Raw genomic sequence first — 21,893 nt, 5'->3', positions numbered from 1 at the left:
AAGCATCCGTTTTTTATTTTAAGGAGCGGGGTTTGGCTGTTGTATATGAATAGCTTCAATACCTTGTAAAATTTCTGGTGAAAGATCAATTTCAAAAGCCTGAATATTTTCTTTGAGCTGATCTAGGTTGGTTGCTCCAATAATTGTACTTGTCACAAAGAATTGCTGCTTAATAAACGCTAGAGCCAATTGAGTCAGGCTTAAACCATGCTTTTCAGCGAGTTGTGCATATTGTTCAGTTGCCCATTCACTTTGTGGATTGCTATAGCGACTGAAACGTGGAAATAGAGTAACGCGAGCATTCGCAGGTCGTGCACCATTTCTAAACTTACCAGTTAAATAACCGAAAGCCAGAGGAGAGTAAGCAAGTAATCCTACACCTTCATATTTAGCAATCTCAGACATACCTATTTCATAAGTACGATTAAGCAGGCTATATGGATTTTGTACACTTACAAATTTACTTATTCCTAAATTTTCAGCGAGCTGTAAAAATTTCATGGTGCCCCAAGGTGTTTCGTTAGACAAACCGATATAACGGATACGTCCACGATTAATTTCTTTTTGAAGGGCAAGTAAAGTTTCTTCTAAGGGTGTCGTGTCATAATCATTTTGTGCTTGTTGATTGCCATAAGCGAGCGTTCCAAAGAAGTTAGTATGACGCTCAGGCCAGTGCAGTTGGTAGAGATCAATATAATCAGTTTGTAATCGTTTAAGTGAGCCATCAAGTGCTTGTGAGATATGGTCACTATTGAACTTGGTATGGCCTTCTCGAATATGAGTTCCACCAAAGCCAGGACCTGCAATTTTTGAAGCAAGGAATACTTTATCGCGTTGACCATGCTGTGCAAACCAATGACCTAATATAGTTTCAGTAGCGCCATATGTTTCTGGTTTGGGTGGTACAGAATACATCTCTGCTGTATCCCAAAAATAAAGACCGTGTTCTAAAGCATAATTGAGTTGTTCGAAAGCCTCTTGCTGAGTGTTTTGCTCACCAAATGTCATGGTACCTAAGCAAATTTCTGGAAGGTTAATGCCAGTGTGTCCAAGCGAGTTAAATTGCATATATCGAAATCCTTGAGAAATTTGAGTTAGCCTAATCGCAAATATGTATTCAACTTAAATCATAAAATTAGAATAGTTTGTAAGTTTTGTGTATTAACTCATTGTTGCATATAAAAAAAGCAAACCGAAGTTTGCTTTTTATTAAATCATTGCAATTACTTATTCTTCATCATCATAGTCTTCATCAGTGACTGAATTTTCTTCTAATGAAGCATCAAAAATGAGAATGGCTTTACCATCAGTTTGGATCATGCCTTGATCTTCTAAAGTCTTCAATACACGACCAACCATCTCGCGTGAACATCCGACAATACGTCCAATTTCTTGGCGAGTGATACGAATCTGACGACCATTCGGCAAGATCATTGCTTCTGGCTGTGAAGATAAGTCGATTAAGCAACGAGCAATACGACCAGATACGTCAATGAACGCAAGGTCAGTCATTTTGCGAGTTGTATTTTTTAAGCGACGAACAAGTTGCGCAAAAACAGCGTAGCTAAGATCTGGATACTGCTTGCTCAGTTCGTGGAAGTTGTCATATGAAATTTCTGCAATTTCACAAACATCACGAGTACGGACTTCAGCTGTACGTTGAGGGTTCGGTTCGAAAAGCCCCATTTCCCCAAAGAAGTCACCAGGATTCAAATATGCCACAACAATTTCACGTTCGTCGTCTTCACGCAAAATAATTGAAACTGAGCCTTTTAAAATTAAATATAAAGATTTTGACTCTGTTCCGGCATCAACAATTGTGGTTCGTTTTGGATATCTGTTGATGTGAGCACGCTTTAACAATGCTTTAACGGATTCAGGTAGTTGCCCCGGAGATAAAGCATCTGTGCTGAGTTGTGAAAAATTTGAAGTCATGCTTGATATGTTCCGAATAGGGTAAACAATTCACACAGGCTCGAGATGAGCTATTACACAGAAGAGATGAAATTCCTTATCAACTCATTTTATGTTAGTGTACAAAACAAGGGCCTGTTGACATTTCACAGATGGTTGCGACATAAGACGATTTTTCTAGACGTTACGAAGCAAGAACTATGGAATTTAGTCATTCTAAATAAATAGAGCTTAACAACGAAACGCACAAAAAATCTGGTCTTGCGCTGCTTCTAAGATGCTTAAATCACACCTCAGATTTTGGCTGAAATTTAACAAATTTTATTACAAAACTGGACAAAGGATTGCCCTTGTCTGTGTTTTGCGTTTTTATTTGAATTAATTTTTAGCTATTACGCAATCCATAGATGAAATGTCAACAGACCCTGCTTAAATTTATAATTTTTTTTGGGTAGTTGCAATGCAAACAAGTGTACATTGGCTAGAGAATGTTGCTTTTGAAGCGAAATCGGATAGTGGACATAGTGTCATCATGGATGGCTCACCTGAGTATGGTGGTGAAAACCGTGGACCACGTCCTATGGAGTTGCTATTAATGGGACTTGGTGGGTGTGCTTCGTTTGATATTGTGACGATTTTAAAGAAATCTCGTCAAGATGTGACGAATGTCGTATGTCAGCTTAAAGCTGAGCGTGCCGATGCAATTCCAGCGGTTTTCACAAAAATTCATTTGCACTTTGTGGTAACAGGTAAAGCTGTCAAAGAAAAACAGGTTGCAAAAGCAGTAGAGCTATCAGCTGAAAAATATTGTTCAGCGAGTAAAATGCTTTCTGATGGTGGTGTAGAAATTACTCACGATTTTGAGATTATTGAAGCTGCATAATTTCATATGAATGCCTGAAAAAGAAAAGCTAACAGTGATGTTGGCTTTTTTTAAGATAAGAATAATTTAAAAAATATTATGGAGAATGTTGGGTGAATATCCGTTTAGCACAGTCGCAAGATACCGAGGCCATATGTCACTTGCTGGAGCAAATGGGATACTCGCAGCCTCTAGGATTGGTTCAGGAACAATTTCAAAAGTTAAGTGAAGATCCCAATGCAATTACATTGGTCGCAGCCGATGATTCGCATGTGTATGGAGTTTTGTCTCTCTATTTTATTCCGCAAATTGCCTTAAAAGGAGATTTTGCCAAAATCTGCTATTTGTGCGTTGATCAGAATATACGTCGTAAAGGAGTGGGGCATTTGCTTATGCAAGAAGCAGAGCGTCTAGCTAAACAGCGTGGTTGTGATCGAATGGAATTGCATTCAGGAATACAAAGACCTTTGGCACATCAATTTTATCTAAAAGAAGGTTATGTTGAAGCACCAAAGTATTTTCGTAAACCGTTAAATTATTGAGCTCGTTTTAAAAAAAGCTGAGGATCTACCCGAGCATTGTTAAGACTCATACCCCAATGTAAATGAGGGCCTGTCACGCGGCCTGTTTTGCCCACTAAACCTAAAGTTTCTCCTTGGCGGATATGTTGTCCCTTTTCTACTTTTATCGCGCTTAAATGGCAAAACATGCTAATTAAGCCTTGGCCGTGATCAATTAATACAGTTTGACCATTAAAGAAATAGTTTCTTGTCTGAACGACCACGCCATCTGCTGGTGCAATCACTTTTTGACCTACAGGGGCTGGAATATCAAGACCTGAGTGAGGTGCACGTTCTTCACCATTAAAAAAGCGTTTTCTTCCAAAAGAATTGGTAAATTTCCCTGAAGTGGGACGTATAAATTTGGGTAAGCTTTGCCATGAACTTGATGTGAAAGAGTTATAAACTTCATTTTGTTCTTTCGCTTCTTGAGCATAACGATCTAACTGACTTTGGTTGGGGTTCACATAGTCTTGGTTAGTGACTTTAATCCGTTGCTCAGCATAAGGATAAGACTTAACTTCTATTGGAATAGGCGCTTTATTGGTATTGAGCTGAACACTGCCAAGTGGTGTGGACAACGGAATACCAACGACAGCATAACGTTGATGGCCTTCTTGACTAATTAAAACGGGTTTCTGTTGAAAAGTGACCTGAGTAATATCGGCAGTTAATGGAACGACTGCAATTCCACCGGGTCTTCTTGAGTCTTGAGGAAGCTCGGCAAAGCAGTAAAAAGGTATTGATGTAAAAAGCAAAGTAGAAATAAGTTTTTTTATCAACATAGCGACAATAATTTTCTAAAAGAATGCTAGAAATTATATCAGTAAGCTTTACTTAAAAGTTGTTTTAATTTTTTTAATGATTTTATTTTAATTTTATTTATTATTTTATATTAATAATTGATGACTTGTTTTGTATGGTTGGCTTTATTTTTGTGACTTTTTTCTGTTTTATATTTTAAATTCTCTAAACTTAAATTTTTATTGGGAATGTTTATTAATTCTTACTATTTTTGTTTGATTTTAAATATCTTGTTATTTGAAATTTTATTATGAATAATGCTTTTATAATTAAATTTATAATCATACTTTTAATTATTATATAAAAATTTTAAAGGAACTAATATAATGTTAAATATATCTTATGAAGATCGTTTTACTGAAATATGGAAATATATGCAACGTGGGTTGGTTTATCCTTCACCCCATGCCATTTTTAGTACAGTTTGGCTAAATAAAGAAATTACGCGGGAAAAAATACGACAATTAATGATAGCTGTGCGTCAAGAGGTTAATAAGAATCCAGCACTTTCTAGTAAAAATACAACTTTGGCAATTGGTGTATCTTTTGACAATTGGGATCTGATTTGTGAAAAAGATAAGTTGTCACGACCAAAGGGAATGCAATTACATTATCCAGAAGAAAAGAATCTAAATGTCTCAGAAGTTTTCTCTGATTCGAATGGGAGTTTTAAAAATTCGGATGGTGACATTTGGTTGCATGTAAAAAGCGATGATGCCGATGCGTGTACAGTATTACAGACATATATTGAGCATCTTTTAGCTTCAGATATTAAAGAAATATTTAGTCAAGTTACTGCTTCACAATCTAAAACAGGTCGCAATGGTAAGGTTTTAGGGTGTCGTTTTTCTGAAAATTTAAATAATCCATCTGATCCAATTTCACTGGCAAAACATACTTTAATTGGTGCAGAAGATATTGATCATTTTGGTGGCTCATACGTTTTATCTCAAAGGTTTTTAATTAATTGGGATCAAATCAACATGATGTCAGAAGATCAAATTGAAGATTTGATTGGGCGTAAAACTGACGACACAATTATTCCAGACCGTGATAGCCGTTCGCACATTAAAGCTTCTCGTGTACAAGATGAAAATGGAAATACCACGCCTATTCTGCGTCTAGGTTTACCGTTTGGCCGTGCTGAATCAAATTCAAGTTTTAGAGTGCCAAAATCGGTAACTAAAGCCGATGAAGCAGGAATTTATTTTGCTGGTTTTGCAAAAACTGCTGCCATTTTAGAAGAAGTTATGGCAAGTCAGATTGGTGCAATAGAAGGCTTTATGAATGACCGTCTATTCAATAGCCTTCATTCAGACTTGGGAGGAATATTTTATATTCCAAGTTTAAAAGATTTAGCATTAGATGATGCACCAGAATATTTAAATGATTTTAGTCGATTAGATAAAGATAACTGGAATTTTTTCCCAGGTATGGATTGGAATCGATTTGATCGCCATTATACGAACAGTTCAGATAATGGTTTGATGTACTATAATCATAGTAATTATCTTTTTAATATGGCAACTGGGCTAAATCCCCATAGTGAATTTTTTAAACCACCTTCTAATCGTATTTTAAGTTTACTTGAAAATACATTTTCTTTATGGCAAGACAACTGGTACTTCAACCGTAAACAAGAAGAAATTGAACAAGGGGTAGATTATTATATTGATGAGTTCGATATCAGTGATAAGCCTGAAAATATTATGGGTTTATCTATTATGCTGCGCAAAGGTTGGGCTATCCGATTAAGTTTGCAGTTATTCTCATCAGAAAACTATGGTTTCCGCGGACGGAAAATTTTATTAAAAAATGGTGAAGTCATTCCATATTCAACTGGGCGTGAATGTGAAGGTAAAGTTATTTATGGATCGGACACTTATCGCATTATGCCAGATGAAATTATTGTGGGAGCTATGCCGAATCTGACCTTGGGTGAAGGTCGTTATGTCATGAAGTATTTGTCTGAAGAAGAACGTCTTCAGGGCTTTTTGCGTAACTTAAGTGAAGCATCGGGTGTTGGGCATGTTATTCCAAATTATAAAAAGGCACTAGATTTAGGTTTAGCTGGTCTACAACAAGAAATTGCGAAACATGCAAGCAATGCGCAGACTCCAGAGAAAAAAGACTTCTATGAAGCTTCGAGATTAGCACTAGTTGGTATTTCTGAATATTTCTTAAATTATTCAAAGCTCGCATTTAAAGTCGCAGACCAGATGCAAAAAGGACAAGAGTTCGAAAGAGATAATTTAATTGCGATTGGTCATCGAATGGAAAAGTTATCGAAAGATAAACCGGACACATTTCTTGAAGCAGTTCAATTTATTTTCACATTGCATAGTTGTTTGCATTTAAATGGTGAACCAACAGCATTTGGACGTATGGATCAGCTGTTGCAACCTTTCCTTGACAAAGACGCGATTCCGCCTGAAGAAGCACAGGAAATTATCGATGCCTTCTATATCAAGCTAGACGAAAAAGTACAACAGAACCGTATGTTTATGGAAGACCATCAACCTTTTGGTAATCTCGCAATGGGTGGTAGTTCGGGACCTTATCCTCAAGGAGCATCATTGGGGCAATGGATTCAACAGATTACAGTTGGTGGTACAGTAGCAGATGGTGAAGAAGATTTTTCTAAAACCAAACCAGCTTATAATGAGGTCACAAAATTATTCATTCGTGCGTCAGGCCGTTTACCGTTAAATGCACCGTGTTTGTCTTTAAGAACTCGCAAAGATATTCCAGAAGAAATTTTAGAAGTGGCTGCGCATGCAATTTTATCTGGCGGTGCCCATCCAATTTTATTAAATGATGAAAAACTCATTCCTAGTCTTCACCAAAGTGGAGATGGTGTAGGGGGGGATGCACTCTCTAATTTGCCAAATTGGAATTCTAAAGTCGATATTCGCTCAGCCCAAAATTATGCTTGTGATGGTTGTTATGAACCTCAGTTCCCTGGTGAAAACTGGTTTTCATTAGGTGGTTTCTCGACATTACAGCCTTTGGAATGTGCATTAAATCAGGGTAGAACAATTTCAAGTGCTGGGCAAAGCTATCTGTTTGGGCAAACTGTTTCACTAAATACGAAACCTGCCGATCAGATAGATAGTTTTGAAGAACTATTAGATCTATATAAGCAACATTTTGAATTGCTCAATCGCAAGGCATTTAATGGGCAAATTCTGGGTTATGGTGCCAATACAGATATTTGTCCATCTCCAATTCTAAATGTTTTGATGGATGACTGTTTGGCTAAAGGTCAGGATTTTTATAGTGGTGGTGCTAAATATAATATTTATGGACCGTGTTATATCTCGCTCAGTAATACCATTAATTCACTATATGCGATTAAGGCAATGGTTTTTGATCCATTAACTGCGGTAACTACATTACCGGAACTCCTAGAGTGCTTGTGCTGTGACTGGGGTTATAAAATGACTGAGCCATTCATTAGTAATTTAGCTGGGCATGCTCGTATCGCTGCACAAGCTGATCGCTATAAGCGTTTACGAGAGATTGCTTTGGCACAACCGCGTTATGGACGAGGAAACTCTGAAGTCGATAAATTAGGCGATCAGATTGTTCAAATGATTGCTGAAATTTCAGTCGAAACATTTAGAAAACCATGGCCACAATTTGCGCAAAGTCTTAAAGGCTTAGCTGAACGTTATGGTTCAGAAGAGCATCCTTTTGGTATTCAGATTCAACCTGGTGTGGGAACTTTTGAAAATCATGTGGAGATGGGGGCATGGAATGGGGCGAGCGCTGATGGTCGTCGTTTAGGTACAACAGTAGCATCAGATTTAAGTCCATCACCAAGTCCAGCAGATTTAGTTGTTGATCATCAAATCGCTGAATTCAGTCGGGCTTTGCAAGGTTTTGATGGTACGGGTACAAATTTAATGGCTGATGGTGCACCTACAGACTTTAATATTCGTGAAGACTTTGGCGTTAAAGATTTGATCAAGATATTGAAACAATTCAGCCAAGGTGGGTCATCTAATATTTTAACGATCACGGTCGCTAACCCAGAAACATTTACTCAAGCGGTAACATCACCTGAGCAATATAATTTGTTAAGAGTACGTACTGGTGGTTGGTCAAACTTCTTTACGTCGGTATTTCCTATCATTCAGGAACAGCATCAGCGTCGTCCAATCTCTACGCCAGATATTCCAAAAGAAAAAACAGAGCAAGCTAAGTGTCCGTTCCATCAATGGCATAATTGATTAGCTATCTGATGAGGCAGTCTCTCAAGTGAGGGATTGCCTTCAATCTTTTTAAATTTAAATACGATAATTAATAAAGATATTATGGCTTTAAAATTACCATTTATGATAAAAATTCAGAAGAAATATCACGTTTTTGTTTTCTCTTAAAAATTATACAAAATATACTTGAAATAGATCATTCATAAACCCATATTATAATGGAGTTTTACTTATTGTTATTTTAATAACATTATGAAAAATATATAAAAATTTATTTGAAATCCGAAAAAGTGTTCCCATCTATTAGACAAGTACAAATTTGTTGTGAGGAATAACAAGAATGCGTTTTGAAAAATTTACAAACCGCTTGCAGCAAGCCCTTTCAGATGCTCAATCTTTAGCGATGGGTAAAGACCATACCGCTATAGCAGGTATTCATATTTTGAGTACCTTATTAGAAGAGCCTTCAAATATTAGCTTGTTGCAACAAGCAGGTGCACGGTTACCTGAACTTAAACAAAAGCTTGAGCAAGCTATAAAAGATGCTCCGACTATTGCGAATCCGACAGGCGATGTCAATTTAAACCCAGAAGCAGTTAAAGCGCTTAACTTGGCAGATCGATATGCGCAAAAAGCGGGTGATGAATTTTTGTCAACTGACTGGGTTTTATTGGGCTTGGCAGAAACTGGCGAAACGAAAAATATTTTAAGTGCCGTAGGTGTAACTCCTGACAGCTTACGCAAAGTAATTGAACATATTCGAGGTAGTGACAAAGTCATGAGTAATAATCACGAAGACCAACGTGACTCACTTAATAAATATACGATTGATTTAACTGAGCGGGCTTTATCTGGAAAACTTGATCCAGTTATTGGGCGTGATGATGAGATTCGCCGTACCATTCAAGTCTTGTCACGTCGTACAAAAAACAACCCTGTACTCATCGGTGAGCCAGGAGTTGGTAAAACTGCTATTGTTGAAGGTTTAGCACAGCGTATTGTGAATGGCGAAGTGCCAGAGGGCTTAAAAAATAAACGTGTTTTATCCCTCGACCTCGGTTCGTTACTTGCTGGTGCGAAGTATCGTGGTGAGTTTGAAGAACGATTAAAAGCTGTTTTAAAAGATTTGGCGAAACACGAAGGCGAAATCATCCTGTTTATTGATGAGCTGCATACGCTTGTAGGCGCTGGTAAAGGCGACGGTGCGATGGATGCAGGGAATATGTTAAAACCTGCATTGGCTCGTGGTGAATTACGCTGTGTGGGTGCGACTACTTTAGACGAATACCGCCAATACATTGAAAAAGATGCAGCTTTAGAGCGTCGTTTCCAAAAAGTATTGGTTGATGAGCCAAGTGTAGAAGATACCATTGCGATTTTACGTGGTCTAAAAGAGAAATATGCTACTCACCATGGTGTGCAAATTTTAGACTCAGCGATTATTGCTGCGGCGAAAATGTCTCATCGTTATATTACAGATCGTCAATTACCAGACAAGGCAATTGATTTGATCGATGAAGCAGCTTCTCGTATTAAAATGGAGATTGACTCTAAACCCGAAGCACTTGATAAGCTTGACCGCCGTTTAATCCAGTTGAAAATGCAATTGGAAGCGGTCAAAAAAGATGAAGATGCAGGCAGTAAAGCCGAAGTTACTCATCTTGAAAAGCAGATCGCTGAAGTTCAGAAAGAATACAACGATCTTGAAGAAGTGTGGAAGGCTGAGAAAACTCTAGTAGAGGGTACCAAACAAGCTCAGGTTGAACTTGATAAAGCGCGTATTGCTTTTGAAAAAGCTCAGCGTGAAGGTGATTTGGCTGAAGCGGCACGTTTGCAATATGGTGTAATTCCAGAGCTTCAAAAACAACTTGAGCAAGACGAAGTTGCTGAAGAAAACGAAGAACCAAAACTCATTCGTACTAAAGTGACTGAAAACGAAATTGCTGAAGTGGTTAGTGCTGCAACGGGTATTCCGGTTGCTAAAATGATGCAAGGCGAGCGTGAAAAACTTCTTCATATGGAAGAGTTTTTACATGACCGTGTTGTTGGACAAGATGAAGCAGTCGTTGCTGTATCGAATGCAGTTCGTCGTTCACGTGCAGGTTTATCTGACCCGAATCGTCCTAGTGGATCATTCTTATTCTTAGGTCCAACGGGTGTAGGTAAAACTGAGTTAACTAAAGCTTTAGCTAACTTCTTGTTTGACAGTGATGATGCCATGATTCGTATCGACATGAGTGAATTCATGGAAAAACATTCTGTCAGCCGTTTAGTTGGTGCGCCTCCAGGGTATGTTGGCTATGAAGAAGGTGGTGTTTTAACCGAAGCTGTTCGTCGTAAACCATATAGTGTGGTGTTGTTTGATGAGGTTGAAAAAGCGCATCCAGATGTATTCAATATCTTGCTACAAGTATTGGATGACGGGCGCTTAACCGACTCACAAGGTCGAGTAGTGGACTTTAAAAACACAGTTATTGTGATGACATCAAACTTAGGTTCACAAGATGTACGTGAGCTAGGTGATGGTGCAACTGATGACGAAGTACGTACAGTCGTGATGAATGCAGTAAGTCAGCATTTCCGTCCGGAATTTATTAACCGGATTGATGAGCTTGTGGTTTTCCACTCACTCAAGAAAGCGCAGATTCGTGGTATTGCGGATATTCAGTTAGATCGTTTACGTTCACGTCTGGTTGATCGTGATATGAGCTTGAATGTTGATGACAGTGCATTTGATTTATTGATCGATGCTGGTTTTGATCCTGTGTATGGAGCGCGTCCATTAAAACGTGCAATTCAACAACAGGTTGAAAACACATTAGCTCAAAAAATCTTATCGGGTGATTTTGTCGCAGGTGACACTATTTTAGTTAAAGGCGAGCATGGTCACTTAGTTTTTGATAAGATGAAACTGAGCTAAGCTCTTTCTGCTAAAACCGAAAAGAGAATATGGAAACATATTCTCTTTTTTTATATTTAAATTTTATTTTGATTAGATGATATAAGCGTAATAATTGAGTCTGCTACTTTTTGTGTGAGAGTTTTTAGTTTTTGTTCGGCATGGCCAGATAAAAAATAATGATAATGATAAATACGCTTTTTGTAAGAAATACAGATAAAAAAAGTACCTACAGGCTTTTCTGCGGTTTCACTTCCACCATGTTTGAGTAAACCCGTACAACTTACAATAATATCCGCTTGCTGAAATAAGATTTGACCCTGCTTACACATTTCTTCTGTAACTTGTGGCGATTCAGCTGTGTACATATTAATTAAATTTGGATCGACTTTTAAAATACTAATTTTAATGCTGGGGTCATAACTAACCAAACCGCCTAGTAAAATATCAGCGCCACTATTTTTGTGAATCGAAAACTGACTGGTTAAGTAGCCTGAACTGGCACTTTCAATAAATGCAACTTTAAGTTGAAGATCTTCTAATAATTGGCAGCATTGCTGGAGCATTATTTCACCTCGTATGGTGTGTATTTATAAATAAAATCAAATACAAATGAATTATAAAATTACAGTAAGTGATTTAAAGGTACCCTTCAAGTCTGAGATAACAATCTATAAAACTATTGAATAGTGACGAAATACTTCTGATATATTTTGATTTTAAAATGATCAATGCTAATTATCGGGAAGTTTCTTTATAACATTGCGACAAGGTTAAAAAGTTGCTAGTTTTATTCGATATAACAAACAATAACAATTTTAGGAAGTAGGTAATGAATAATAAGCAAGGGTGTGCGCTAATAATTTTAAGCGGTATGTCTGTATTATTATCAAATACTTGGGCTGCTCAACCCATGAGTGAAAGTGCGCTTTCGACTCAGACAGGAGCGATAACCGCATCTTTACCCGTTATTATTGCTAAAGCCCAAGATGATGCCAAGAAGCCTGAAAAAGAACAGCATCGAGCTCGAAAAGAATTAGGAGATAACTATTTACAAGAAGTTCGCTGGAATTCATTAAGGTCGAGTGTGTTATCACCTTATCAGGAACAAAAACAAAATCAGGTAATAGATATTAAAGAAAAGAAAGAACTAGAGATGGTTGCATTACCAGATCGGGCAGATCGTTTTACACGTTATGAATTTGAGCCAAAAAATGTACGTGGCGAAGTTATCATTACCGTAAAGTAATAATAACTTCTCGCCAAATTTATATTAGTTCAGACCTAGATGCTGAATTTTCCAAGCACGGTGGATTTTTTGATTTCGTTTAAAATCAAGTCCGATCGTTTCAGACGTAATTTCTTCAACGTCGTATAGTGCTTCAATCTCTTCATCCATCTCGAAGCCACGATAGTTATTCGAGAAGTAAAGTGTACCTTCACTTGTTAAACGGTTCATTGCACGTTTAATAAGAGAAACGTGGTCGCGTTGTACGTCGAAAGTACCATAGAACTTTTTAGAGTTAGAGAAGGTAGGTGGGTCAATAAAGATAAGATCATATTGTTCGTGACCTTCTTTTAACCATTCAAAACAGTCGCTTGCAAAGAACATGTGTTGTTCATCTGCATGATCTACAGTTAAACCATTTAAAACGAAGTTTTCTTTTGACCAGCCTAAGTAAGTATTCGATAAGTCGACACTTGTGGTACTAGCAGCACCGCCCAAAGCAGCATGTAAGCTTGCTGTAGAGGTATAACTATATAAGTTCAAGAAATGTTTACCACGAGCTTCTTGAGCAATACGTAAACGCATTTGACGGTGGTCAAGGAATAAACCTGTATCGAGGTAGTCGGTTAGGTTCACTAAAATTTTAGCTTTACCTTCTTGAACGATAAAACGTTTTGAAGCTGTACTTTGTTTCGTATATTGATTAGTTCCTGTTTGACGAGCACGTGTTTTAATAAAGATCGCATCGCGGTTCAAACCAGTCACAGCACGAATTACAGCAAGCGCTAAGTTAAAACGTTTTTTTGCTTTTTCAGGATCGATCGTTTTTGGTGGAGCATATTCCTGAACATGTAAGCGATCGCCATATAAATCTACAGCGACGTTAAAGTCAGGTAAGTCGGCATCGTATAAGCGTAAGCAATAAATATTTTCTTTAGTAGCCCATTTTTTTAAGGCAGTCATATTTTTTTGCAAACGGTTAGCAAAGTCTTGAGCTTCTTCTATTTCCACGGGTTGAGCTTGCCAAGTTGCTAAAAATGGCTGTGTTACTTTTTCTGGTTTGATTGCACCGAAGCGAATGTAAATTGGTAACTTACCATTCATTAAACGTAAAGTTTCAGGCGCTTCAAAAGCTAATACATCCGCTTGTTCAATTTGAGCTGCAATAATAGCGGCATATTGATTTGGGAAATGTTTTTGTAAAAGTGCAGATAGACCTAAATAAAGAGAACGGTTTGATGCTTTATCACCTAAACGTTCACCATATGGCGGGTTAGTTACAATAAAAGCTGTTTTCTTTTCAGCGGCAAAATCTGGCCAGTCAGCTAAAGTACGTTCTTCAATTTGAATTTCGCTTAATAGTTTTTCAAAGCCCGCTGCAATAATATTTTCACGTGTTGCTTTTACCGCTTCCCAGTCAGCATCGTAGGCATAAAATTTAGGTAGAGGTAATTCAAGCGCTTTCTCATGACGTTCTGCTGCTTCAGCTTTGAGCGAAAGCCAAAGTTCACGGTCATGACCATGCCAGCCATTAAAACCAAAACGACGAACAAGACCAGGTGCGCGGTCAGTTAAAATCATTAATGCTTCAATGATAAATGTACCTGAACCACACATTGGGTCGAGTACAAGTTCTGGATTACGTTCTTTAAGCTTAGCTTTTTGTAAAATTGCGGCAGCTAGGTTCTCTTTAATCGGTGCATCTGTCATGTAACGACGGTAGCCGCGTTTATGCAATGAGTCACCAGATAAATCTAGACAGTAAGTATGTTCGGTCTTACCAGCAAGCACATATAAGGTAATTTCTGGTTGTTTAGTATCAATACTTGGGCGACGACCTACAGCTTCCATAAAGGAATCGACGACACCATCTTTTGCTCGAAGCGTTGCAAATTGGGTATTAACTTTAATTTCACGCTCTGCATGTAAGCGAATAGCAAAGGTACTTTGTGGTGCAAAAATAAGTGACCAGTCAAAGCTCATTGCACCTTCGTAAAGCTCTTCTGCTACGTCACGTGCATCATGTGTGTGTTCAAGTTCATAAGTATGAATTGGAAGTAAAACACGAGAAGCGAGACGTGACCACATGCAAATACGATAAGCATGCTCAAGCGTTCCTTCAATGATTAAACGTCCAGCTTTACGTTCTGTCACTTTGGTGCCAAGCTGTTCTATTTCTTCTTGTAAGAGGCTTTCTAAACCATCAGCACAAGTAATCCAATAGTGGTTTAAACGTAAAGAGGTATTCATAAACTCAATTGACCAAAACATATAAATATTAACGATGCAAAGTTTAACTTATTTTGATGTGTAAAGGTCTTTAAATTATTGCAACCTATCACTTGGCAACCAATAAACTGATTTTTAAAGCTTAAAATATATAAACTGGTATGTATTTTGCTAAACCTCTATGAGTAAAGCTTATTTATTAAATGGTTTTTAACCAATTTTATGATTTGAAAGCATAGGGGAATATAAATGAAAGATATGATGGGGAATGGTTTTGTAACCAATGCGGAAGCTTTTTCAATCTCTACACAAATATATGTACGTATGCGTAGAGTCACGGGACGAGTCATAGATGCATTGTATGTAGTCCAAAATAAAGATTATGCAAAGTATGTAATAGCGCTTGCCTTGGAAACAGATGACGATGAATTAAAACGTTTTGTTGAGCGATTAAACTCATTGACTGACTCAATACCCGAGCTTCCTCAAAAACAAATCGCTAACAACGTTCAGTTGAGCGAAGAAACAGAAATCACGGCTGAAGATATTTATCGGGCACAAGTTCCACATCATTATATTGGTGCTTTAAGGTAATCTTTGCGCGACCCTAAATTTTCTGGTCAATTTAGGGTCTTATTCTGTAAAGTTCTTCTGCGAAAAAGCTGGAATTCAGCTACACTATGCACGTTTTCGCGATTCGACCCATAGGAATCCATTATGCATATTGCAGCGTTGCATCAGCCGAGCCAGGTTCAGCTCAATCAAGACGGAAATTTAAAACATTTTTTAACGATTGAGGGCCTTTCAAAAGAAAACCTCACTAAGATTTTAGATACCGCGCAAAGCTTTTTAGATGATAATAATAATTTAATCAACCGCCCGCTTTTAGAAGGACGGACGGTGATGAATCTTTTCTTTGAAAACTCCACCCGTACTCGTACTACTTTTGAAGCAGCAGCAAAGCGTTTGTCTGCCAATGTGCTGAACATTGATATTGCTCGTTCAAGTACATCTAAAGGTGAAACTTTACGAGATACGCTTTGGAACCTTGAGGCAATGGCTGCCGATATTTTTGTAGTCCGCCATTCATCTTCGGGTGCTGCACATTTCATTGCTAAAGATGTATGTCCAAAAGTCGCAATTATTAATGCTGGAGATGGACGTCATGCTCATCCAACGCAAGCGATGCTTGATATGCTGACCATTCGCCGTGAAACCAAAAAACCATTTGAAGAGTTGAGTGTTGCTATTATTGGTGACATTAAGCACTCTCGCGTAGCACGTTCAGATGTGGCTGCACTTCAAACTCTTGGATGTAAAGACATTCGTGTGATTGCACCGAATACATTATTGCCAGTTGGTTTTTCAGAATACGGTGACCATGTTCGTTTGTTCAATAACATGGATGAAGGTGTTACTGGTTGTGATGTGATTATTGCGCTACGTATTCAAAATGAACGTATTGATTCACCAGCATTATCTTCGCAATCTGAATTCTACAGAATGTATGGCTTAAACAAAGAACGCCTAAGTTTAGCTAAACCAGACTGTATTGTTATGCATCCGGGACCAATGAACCGTGGTGTAGAAATTGACTCGAGTATTGCCGATGGTGACCAGTCTGTGATTTTAAAACAGGTCACTAACGGTATTGCAGTTCGTATGGCTGTATTGGCGTTGTCTATGCAAGGGCAACTTCAAGAACAAGGTTTAATTGAAGCAATTGCGTTGTAAGGAATGGATCACATGAGTATTGTAAAAATTGAAAATGTACGTGTGTTAGACCCAATCCAAAAAACAGACAGCGTACAAACTGTATATATTCAAGACGGTAAGTTGGTTGCACCAGTTGACCAAGTTGAACAAACCATTGATGGGCAAGGCAAATGGTTAATGCCGACTATGGTTGATTTGTGCGCACGTTTGCGTGAACCGGGTCAACAACAACACGGTACACTTAAGTCTGAAGGGAAGGCTGCACGTGCTAATGGTATTTTGCATGTCATTACCCCTCCAGACTCAAAGCCAATTGTTCAAGACAATGGCGCCCTCATTCATGGCTTAGTTGAAAAAGCTTGGCTTGATGGTGGTATCCATATGCATATTATCGGTGCTCAAACTCAAGGCTTAAATGGTAAGCAACCAGCAAATATGGCTGGCCTTAAAAAGGGTGGTTGTACTGCTGTTTCAAATGCGAATGCTGCTTTTGAAAATGATGATGTTGTTGTTCGCACGCTTGAGTATGCGGCTGGTCTTGGTTTAACAGTCGTGTTCTATGCTGAAGAACCGCAACTTGCTAAAGACGGATGTGCTCATGAAGGTTTTATCGCATCGCGTCAAGGTTTGCCAATGATTCCTGCAATTGCTGAAACTGTAGCAATTGCAAAATATTTGCTTATGATTGAAGCGACAGGTGTCAAAGCTCACTTTGGCTTGTTGTCTTGCGGTGCGTCGGTTGAATTAATTCGTGCAGCAAAAGCAAAAGGCTTGCCTGTCACTGCCGATGTAGCAATGCATCAGTTACATTTAACTGAGCAATTAACTGATGGCTTCAACTCGCTAGCCCATGTTCGTCCTCCATTACGTTCTGAGCAAGATAAAGAACTTTTACGGCAAGGTTTAAAACAAGGTGTCATTGATGCAATTTGTACGCATCACGAACCATTAAGCAGTTCAGCGAAAATGGCACCATTTGCTGAAACTCAACCGGGTATTACAGCATTCGATACTTATGTAGCTCTAGGTATCCAACTCATTAATGAGGGCTTATTTGAGCCGCTTGAATGGGTTACCAAAGTGACAAGTGCTCCTGCACAAGTAGCAAACATGACTACACGTTGGCAAGCCGAAGCAGGGTGGGTGTTGGTCGATCCTGAATTAAGCTGGACCTTAAGCAAAGACACTATTTTATCGCAAGGGAAAAATACGCCACTACTGGGTCAAAACCTTACTGGTAAAGTGCTACAAACTTTTGCTGTGTAGTTTCCGACGGCTAAAAACTTATTCAAAATATAAACAGGCAGATCTTTTTGATCTGCCTGTTTTGTAAATACTAGATGGAAAATTGTATATAAATTATTTAAAAAACAACAAAAGATTTCGAGCGCATTAGAATAAAAAACTATCAGCAAACAGAAGTATTTGAATAACCAAAAAATTGCTGGTTACGACGTATAAGATTCGGGAGAATAAACAATGTCGATAAACCCTATAGAACTGCTTAAAGAAAAAGTATCTTCAACAATATTAGATAATCAGGATGGATTCCTAGGCGAAAAAACTAACGCGCTTTCTAAGTTTTATCCAATTTTACTTTCATTATTAGCTGCTAAACCTGATCTTATTGGACAATTGAAAAATAGTTTAGCTCCCTCATTATCCGATCTTTTTTCTCATAATGATCAAATTAAAAATACTGTACTGACTCATTTAAGCGGTACTGCGCCATCTGCCGAGATTGAAAGTACACTCAATAGTGCAATAAAACCTAGTCTCAATACGATTTCTGAAGTTGCCGGAAGTGATCAACAAAGTATTGTGAACTATTTGCGTCAACATGCAGAAACGATTCGTTCATATCTACCCGGATGGGCAGTTGGACTATTGGCACCATTAGGTCTTGGTGCAGGTTTATCATCAGTAACGACATCAACTGCACCACCGCTTGCAGCAGCAACCGAAACAACAGGGAAATCTCGCGGAATTTTACCCATTATTGCACTGATTATTCTCGGTTTATTAATCGCTTGGTTGTGGCGCTCTTGCCAGCATAAAGAAGCTACACCTGTACCTGAGACTTCACCTGCAAGTGGTGTGGCAACCGCAGCAGCTGCACCTGCTACTTTAACTTTAAGTACAGACGACAAAGGCGCTGTGAGTCAATGTCAGGCAGGTATTGGTGATCAGGGCTTCTTGGCAACTTTGCAAATGCATGTTAAGAAAGTTCTTTCAGCGACTAAAGACTGTGATGTTGATACTAGCCAGACTTATGCCGCTGCATTTACCGATAAAGATGCATTAGCAGGTGTACTTGGTGCATTGAAAGGTGTTCCAAATGCATCTTTAGAATGGGTAGGTGACAAAATTACATTGAAAGCAGGTGATGCCGCAGCTTTAGAAGCTTTAACTGCTAAGGTAAAAGCGTTGGTGCCACATACTGAAGTTGTTGGTACAGCACCTGCAACAGCTGAGCAATCTGTGAGTAATAGTTTAACGGCTTCGCAAACAGCGTTAGGCTCAATTGACCCGAACAATGTAGACGTAAATGCTTTAGTTAAAGCTCTTAACTTGCAAATCATTAACTTCGCGAGTGGTTCAAGTGAAATTCCTGCAGATAACAAAGCTATTCTTGATCAAGCTGCAACACTGTTAAATAAAGTGACTAGCGTGAAATTAAACGTAGGTGGTCATACTGACTCAACAGGTAATGCTGCTGCCAATAAAGCACTTTCTCAACGCCGTGCTCAAGCTGTAGTAGATTACTTAGTTTCTAAAGGAGTAGATGCTTCTAAGCTTGTTGCCCATGGTCATGGTTCAGAAAACCCTGTTGCTGACAACAAGACTGAAGAAGGTCGCTTTAAAAACCGTCGTATTGAGTTTTCAGTAGCCCAATAATCAATAGATTTATAAGAAATCTTTATTTTACTTAATTCTGATTTGAAAAAAGCTTCTCATTTTGAGAAGCTTTTTTATAGAGATCAATATTGTTGGGTTGACATGAAAATCAGTTTGTTAGGAAGTGGGCGTGTTTCTTTTCATTTGGCAAAGGCACTTTTGGCTAAGGGGCATCACATTGCCCAAGTCTACGCGCGTGATTTTGAGAAAACCCAGAAGTTTGCAGAAAAAATTCAAGCAAAAGCATGTCAGTCTCTTCAAGAGTTTCAAGCAACTGATTTAATTATTTTGGCAGTTTCAGACAGCGCTATTGCGGAGCTTGCAACGCAGGTACATGAGATATTCCCAGAAACGCTTATGGTCCATACATCGGGGAGTACCAATATCGAAGTTATCAGTAATATTCATGAAAAAGCAGGGGTGTTTTATCCTTTGCAAACATTCAGTCTGGAAAGAGACGTTGATTGGCAAGCCACACCATTATTTGTAGAGGCGACAAATAAAGTCGATTTAGCCATGCTCTCTGATTTGGCAAATAGCCTAAGTAATAGAGTGTATGAATACACCTCAAAACAACGTTTAACTTTACATTTAGCGGCTGTGTTTGCCTGTAATTTTAGTAACTACTGTTTTGATATGGCTAAACAGACTGTAGATGCAGAACAAGTCGACTTTAGCTTGCTCTACCCATTAATGGTGGAAACAGCAAAAAAAGCCACTGAAAACGATCCGAAACAAATGCAAACTGGGCCTGCAGTAAGGGGAGATCAGAATATCTTGGCAATGCATGAGGATCTATTGGCTAAAGCAGGGCGAGATGATTTAAAACAGGTCTATCAACTTTTAAGTGATGGCATTGTGAAACACCATCACTCGGACTAAAACTGATTTTAAAATTAAGGTTCGCCGTTATTTCCCCATTTTAAGAAGCCAGCACGCTGATTTAATAGTTCAAAATATTGGTCGACATGTTTAAGTGTTGGATGGTCAAAAGGAGTGGCTTTCCAGCGCTGTACAGATAGACCAATTGGAATATCGGCTAAGGTAAACTCAGTTCCTGCAACATAGGCTTGAGTTTTTGCAAGCTGTTGGTCAAGAATCTGCATATGGTGATTCCAATTATCAATACCTTTTTTTAATAAATCTGGATCTTGATGATTTGGTGAATGTCTAAGCAAAGACATAATCGTATAAGTCCAACTATTATTTAGCTCGATCGCTTGCCAATCAAGCCACTGGTCAACAAAGAATCTTTCTTTCGCTTGAGTAGGGTAAAGCTTATGCTCTTTATCATAAGCATTGGCGAGATAACGTATAATACTGTTGGACTGCCAAAGAACTAAATCACCATCTAAAACAACAGGAATTTGACCATTTGGGTTTAATTGTAAATATTCTGGTGATTGAGCAGAGCGAAAGCCTCTACCCCAGTCTTCTCTTTCATATTCAAGATTTAATTCTTCACATAGCCATAAGACTTTGCGAACATTAATGGAGTTATCACGCCCTAAAATTTTTAACATATTGTTTTCTGACTATGGTGAGTTTCAGTAAATTGAATGTAATACAGATTCTTTGATTTTTTAAGATTTAATAATAAAAAAAGATAAGTGAACAAAGAGCGCTTATCAAAGCATAATTTTCTTGATATTTATCATTCTGTTGCGCTAGAAATATACAGACAGTTTTGTATAGTTGGTGTTAAAATAATGTATTGAAAATGAAAATATAAATTCTTAATGTTTCTTAATTTTACAATTGATGATCAAGACAAGATCATAGGGGAAGGCGTAATCCAAGTAGGTTGGTTTCTGGTAGATGATACGTCTGCATTACTTTATGAACCACCTTATCGAATGCGTTCAAAATCTGAAACCAAGCATGCGAAGTCAGCGAGTCGCTGTCCTGCGGTATTACAACTTGAAAGTCGCTACTTCGTGGTGAATTGTCCTTTTGATTTTCATTTAAGATTCGCCCGAGATGCAAACGGAAAACCGACTTTAGTTAATGTATTAGGCGACCAGTCACCTGTTCGAGCCAATAAATTACGCGAGTTGCTAACGTTGGTAAATGAAAATGAATGGCGGACACCCCAAGTGCCAATTCTCCAACTTAAATTGCCTTACTGTTTTATAGCTGATGAAGTCGTGTATTTAACTCAACTCGATGCATTTGCACATTATCGTAAAAATCCTTTACCTGGAACTATTTTTGGTGGACGTTTCCCAATTCATATTTGGCCTAGACCATTAATGTGGGCGTTTGAATGGCACGACACATCAAAGGATTTAATATTAAAACGTGGTGCCCCTTTATTTTACTGCCAGTTTGATGGTTTTGATCCATCACGATCAGTTAAGTTAATTCAAGCAGAAAAAACTCCTGAGCTTATGCATTATATTGAACGAATATCTGGTGTTGTAAATTATATGAATCAGACATTTAGTTTGTTTAATGAAGTAGAGAAAATAAGGCCAAATAAGTTACTCGAGAATAGAAAGTTGTAAGTAAAATAAAATATTTTTTTTATAATATTTTATTGACATATTAAATCCCAACTAAAGTT

Annotated in this window: 17 protein-coding genes; 11 read left to right on the top strand and 6 right to left on the bottom strand. The window is 38.1% G+C overall.

Annotated features, from left to right (window positions below):
• Window positions 1-18: 18 nt before the first annotated feature.
• Entirely contained in the window at window positions 19-1,068 is a 1,050-nt protein-coding gene (locus tag I8T81_RS13185) for an NADP(H)-dependent aldo-keto reductase (RefSeq protein WP_019458151.1), read from the bottom strand.
• A 159-nt stretch (window positions 1,069-1,227) separates the two neighbouring features.
• Complete coding sequence (gene crp / locus I8T81_RS13180; RefSeq protein ID WP_004702771.1) at window positions 1,228-1,935, bottom strand: cAMP-activated global transcriptional regulator CRP; 708 nt, start codon at window positions 1,933-1,935, stop codon at window positions 1,228-1,230.
• A gap of 439 nt (window positions 1,936-2,374) precedes the next feature.
• Here crp and I8T81_RS13175 point away from each other — a divergent pair, with 439 nt between their 5' ends.
• Together I8T81_RS13175 and I8T81_RS13170 are read left to right on the top strand one after the other, a co-directional pair.
• The gene (locus tag I8T81_RS13175; protein ID WP_039253874.1) at window positions 2,375-2,797 is read left to right on the top strand and encodes an OsmC family protein; all 423 of its coding nucleotides are present in this window, start codon (window positions 2,375-2,377) and stop codon (window positions 2,795-2,797) included.
• Between the two features lie 92 nt (window positions 2,798-2,889).
• A complete protein-coding gene (locus tag I8T81_RS13170) occupies window positions 2,890-3,318 on the top strand; it encodes a GNAT family N-acetyltransferase (protein ID WP_198071402.1) in 429 nt (142 codons plus the stop codon).
• On the opposite strand, the gene I8T81_RS13165 is transcribed toward I8T81_RS13170, so the two are convergent.
• Entirely contained in the window at window positions 3,312-4,121 is an 810-nt protein-coding gene (locus I8T81_RS13165; protein WP_198071401.1) for a peptidoglycan DD-metalloendopeptidase family protein, read from the bottom strand. The genes I8T81_RS13170 and I8T81_RS13165 overlap by 7 nt on opposite strands.
• A gap of 345 nt (window positions 4,122-4,466) precedes the next feature.
• On the opposite strand from I8T81_RS13165, the gene I8T81_RS13160 reads away from it, so the two are divergent.
• Together I8T81_RS13160 and clpB are read left to right on the top strand one after the other, a co-directional pair.
• Window positions 4,467-8,375 (top strand): Dyp-type peroxidase, encoded by a 3,909-nt coding sequence (locus tag I8T81_RS13160; protein WP_198071400.1) that lies wholly within the window; start codon window positions 4,467-4,469, stop codon window positions 8,373-8,375.
• Between the two features lie 322 nt (window positions 8,376-8,697).
• Window positions 8,698-11,277 (top strand): ATP-dependent chaperone ClpB, encoded by a 2,580-nt coding sequence (gene clpB, locus I8T81_RS13155; protein WP_019458146.1) that lies wholly within the window; start codon window positions 8,698-8,700, stop codon window positions 11,275-11,277.
• 56 nt (window positions 11,278-11,333) lie between these two features.
• Here the strand turns inward: clpB and I8T81_RS13150 are convergent, their stop codons facing one another.
• Window positions 11,334-11,822 carry a CinA family protein gene (locus tag I8T81_RS13150; protein WP_198071399.1) on the bottom strand — a complete coding sequence of 163 codons (489 nt, stop codon included), beginning with the start codon at window positions 11,820-11,822 and terminating at the stop codon, window positions 11,334-11,336.
• Between the two features lie 266 nt (window positions 11,823-12,088).
• On the opposite strand from I8T81_RS13150, the gene I8T81_RS13145 reads away from it, so the two are divergent.
• Entirely contained in the window at window positions 12,089-12,505 is a 417-nt protein-coding gene (locus I8T81_RS13145; RefSeq protein WP_004702759.1) for a hypothetical protein, read from the top strand.
• A gap of 24 nt (window positions 12,506-12,529) precedes the next feature.
• Here I8T81_RS13145 and rlmKL read toward each other — a convergent pair whose 3' ends face one another.
• Window positions 12,530-14,734: a bifunctional 23S rRNA (guanine(2069)-N(7))-methyltransferase RlmK/23S rRNA (guanine(2445)-N(2))-methyltransferase RlmL gene (gene rlmKL, locus I8T81_RS13140; protein WP_019458144.1), complete on the bottom strand. Its 2,205-nt coding sequence runs from the start codon at window positions 14,732-14,734 to the stop codon at window positions 12,530-12,532.
• A gap of 228 nt (window positions 14,735-14,962) precedes the next feature.
• On the opposite strand from rlmKL, the gene I8T81_RS13135 reads away from it, so the two are divergent.
• The 5 genes from I8T81_RS13135 to I8T81_RS13115 all read left to right on the top strand — a co-directional run bounded on the left by I8T81_RS13135 (window position 14,963) and on the right by I8T81_RS13115 (window position 20,209).
• Window positions 14,963-15,307, top strand: a complete 345-nt coding sequence (locus I8T81_RS13135; RefSeq protein WP_151741674.1) for a hypothetical protein — start codon at window positions 14,963-14,965, stop codon at window positions 15,305-15,307.
• A gap of 123 nt (window positions 15,308-15,430) precedes the next feature.
• Window positions 15,431-16,447 (top strand): aspartate carbamoyltransferase catalytic subunit, encoded by a 1,017-nt coding sequence (locus I8T81_RS13130; RefSeq protein WP_004702756.1) that lies wholly within the window; start codon window positions 15,431-15,433, stop codon window positions 16,445-16,447.
• Window positions 16,448-16,459: 12 nt separating this feature from the next.
• Entirely contained in the window at window positions 16,460-17,695 is a 1,236-nt protein-coding gene (locus tag I8T81_RS13125) for a dihydroorotase (RefSeq protein ID WP_068935954.1), read from the top strand.
• Between the two features lie 213 nt (window positions 17,696-17,908).
• Window positions 17,909-19,327: an OmpA family protein gene (locus I8T81_RS13120; protein WP_198071398.1), complete on the top strand. Its 1,419-nt coding sequence runs from the start codon at window positions 17,909-17,911 to the stop codon at window positions 19,325-19,327.
• A 102-nt stretch (window positions 19,328-19,429) separates the two neighbouring features.
• Window positions 19,430-20,209, top strand: a complete 780-nt coding sequence (locus I8T81_RS13115) for a Rossmann-like and DUF2520 domain-containing protein (RefSeq protein WP_198071397.1) — start codon at window positions 19,430-19,432, stop codon at window positions 20,207-20,209.
• 14 nt (window positions 20,210-20,223) lie between these two features.
• Here the strand turns inward: I8T81_RS13115 and I8T81_RS13110 are convergent, their stop codons facing one another.
• Window positions 20,224-20,850 (bottom strand): glutathione S-transferase family protein, encoded by a 627-nt coding sequence (locus tag I8T81_RS13110; RefSeq protein ID WP_004702752.1) that lies wholly within the window; start codon window positions 20,848-20,850, stop codon window positions 20,224-20,226.
• A gap of 216 nt (window positions 20,851-21,066) precedes the next feature.
• Here I8T81_RS13110 and I8T81_RS13105 point away from each other — a divergent pair, with 216 nt between their 5' ends.
• Window positions 21,067-21,834 (top strand): hypothetical protein, encoded by a 768-nt coding sequence (locus I8T81_RS13105; RefSeq protein ID WP_198071396.1) that lies wholly within the window; start codon window positions 21,067-21,069, stop codon window positions 21,832-21,834.
• The last annotated feature ends 59 nt before the right edge of the window (window positions 21,835-21,893 follow it).

The sequence above is a fragment of the Acinetobacter seifertii genome, assembly GCF_016064815.1.
GTDB lineage: Bacteria > Pseudomonadota > Gammaproteobacteria > Pseudomonadales > Moraxellaceae > Acinetobacter > Acinetobacter seifertii.
This window is presented reverse-complemented; position numbering and strand designations above follow the sequence as displayed.

Bases quoted from the DNA above. Each gene is read 5' to 3' on its own strand.
- I8T81_RS13130 (WP_004702756.1), top strand. From the start codon at position 15,431: ATGCATATTGCAGCGTTGCATCAGCCGAGCCAGGTTCAGCTCAATCAA.
- I8T81_RS13105 (WP_198071396.1), top strand. From the start codon at position 21,067: ATGTTTCTTAATTTTACAATTGATGATCAAGACAAGATCATAGGGGAA.
- I8T81_RS13185 (WP_019458151.1), bottom strand. From the start codon at position 1,068: ATGCAATTTAACTCGCTTGGACACACTGGCATTAACCTTCCAGAAATT.
- I8T81_RS13120 (WP_198071398.1), top strand. From the start codon at position 17,909: ATGTCGATAAACCCTATAGAACTGCTTAAAGAAAAAGTATCTTCAACA.
- I8T81_RS13175 (WP_039253874.1), top strand. From the start codon at position 2,375: ATGCAAACAAGTGTACATTGGCTAGAGAATGTTGCTTTTGAAGCGAAA.
- I8T81_RS13160 (WP_198071400.1), top strand. From the start codon at position 4,467: ATGTTAAATATATCTTATGAAGATCGTTTTACTGAAATATGGAAATAT.
- rlmKL (WP_019458144.1), bottom strand. From the start codon at position 14,734: ATGAATACCTCTTTACGTTTAAACCACTATTGGATTACTTGTGCTGAT.
- crp (WP_004702771.1), bottom strand. From the start codon at position 1,935: ATGACTTCAAATTTTTCACAACTCAGCACAGATGCTTTATCTCCGGGG.
- I8T81_RS13150 (WP_198071399.1), bottom strand. From the start codon at position 11,822: ATGCTCCAGCAATGCTGCCAATTATTAGAAGATCTTCAACTTAAAGTT.
- I8T81_RS13110 (WP_004702752.1), bottom strand. From the start codon at position 20,850: ATGTTAAAAATTTTAGGGCGTGATAACTCCATTAATGTTCGCAAAGTC.
- I8T81_RS13135 (WP_151741674.1), top strand. From the start codon at position 14,963: ATGAAAGATATGATGGGGAATGGTTTTGTAACCAATGCGGAAGCTTTT.
- I8T81_RS13115 (WP_198071397.1), top strand. From the start codon at position 19,430: ATGAAAATCAGTTTGTTAGGAAGTGGGCGTGTTTCTTTTCATTTGGCA.
- clpB (WP_019458146.1), top strand. From the start codon at position 8,698: ATGCGTTTTGAAAAATTTACAAACCGCTTGCAGCAAGCCCTTTCAGAT.
- I8T81_RS13125 (WP_068935954.1), top strand. From the start codon at position 16,460: ATGAGTATTGTAAAAATTGAAAATGTACGTGTGTTAGACCCAATCCAA.
- I8T81_RS13165 (WP_198071401.1), bottom strand. From the start codon at position 4,121: ATGTTGATAAAAAAACTTATTTCTACTTTGCTTTTTACATCAATACCT.
- I8T81_RS13145 (WP_004702759.1), top strand. From the start codon at position 12,089: ATGAATAATAAGCAAGGGTGTGCGCTAATAATTTTAAGCGGTATGTCT.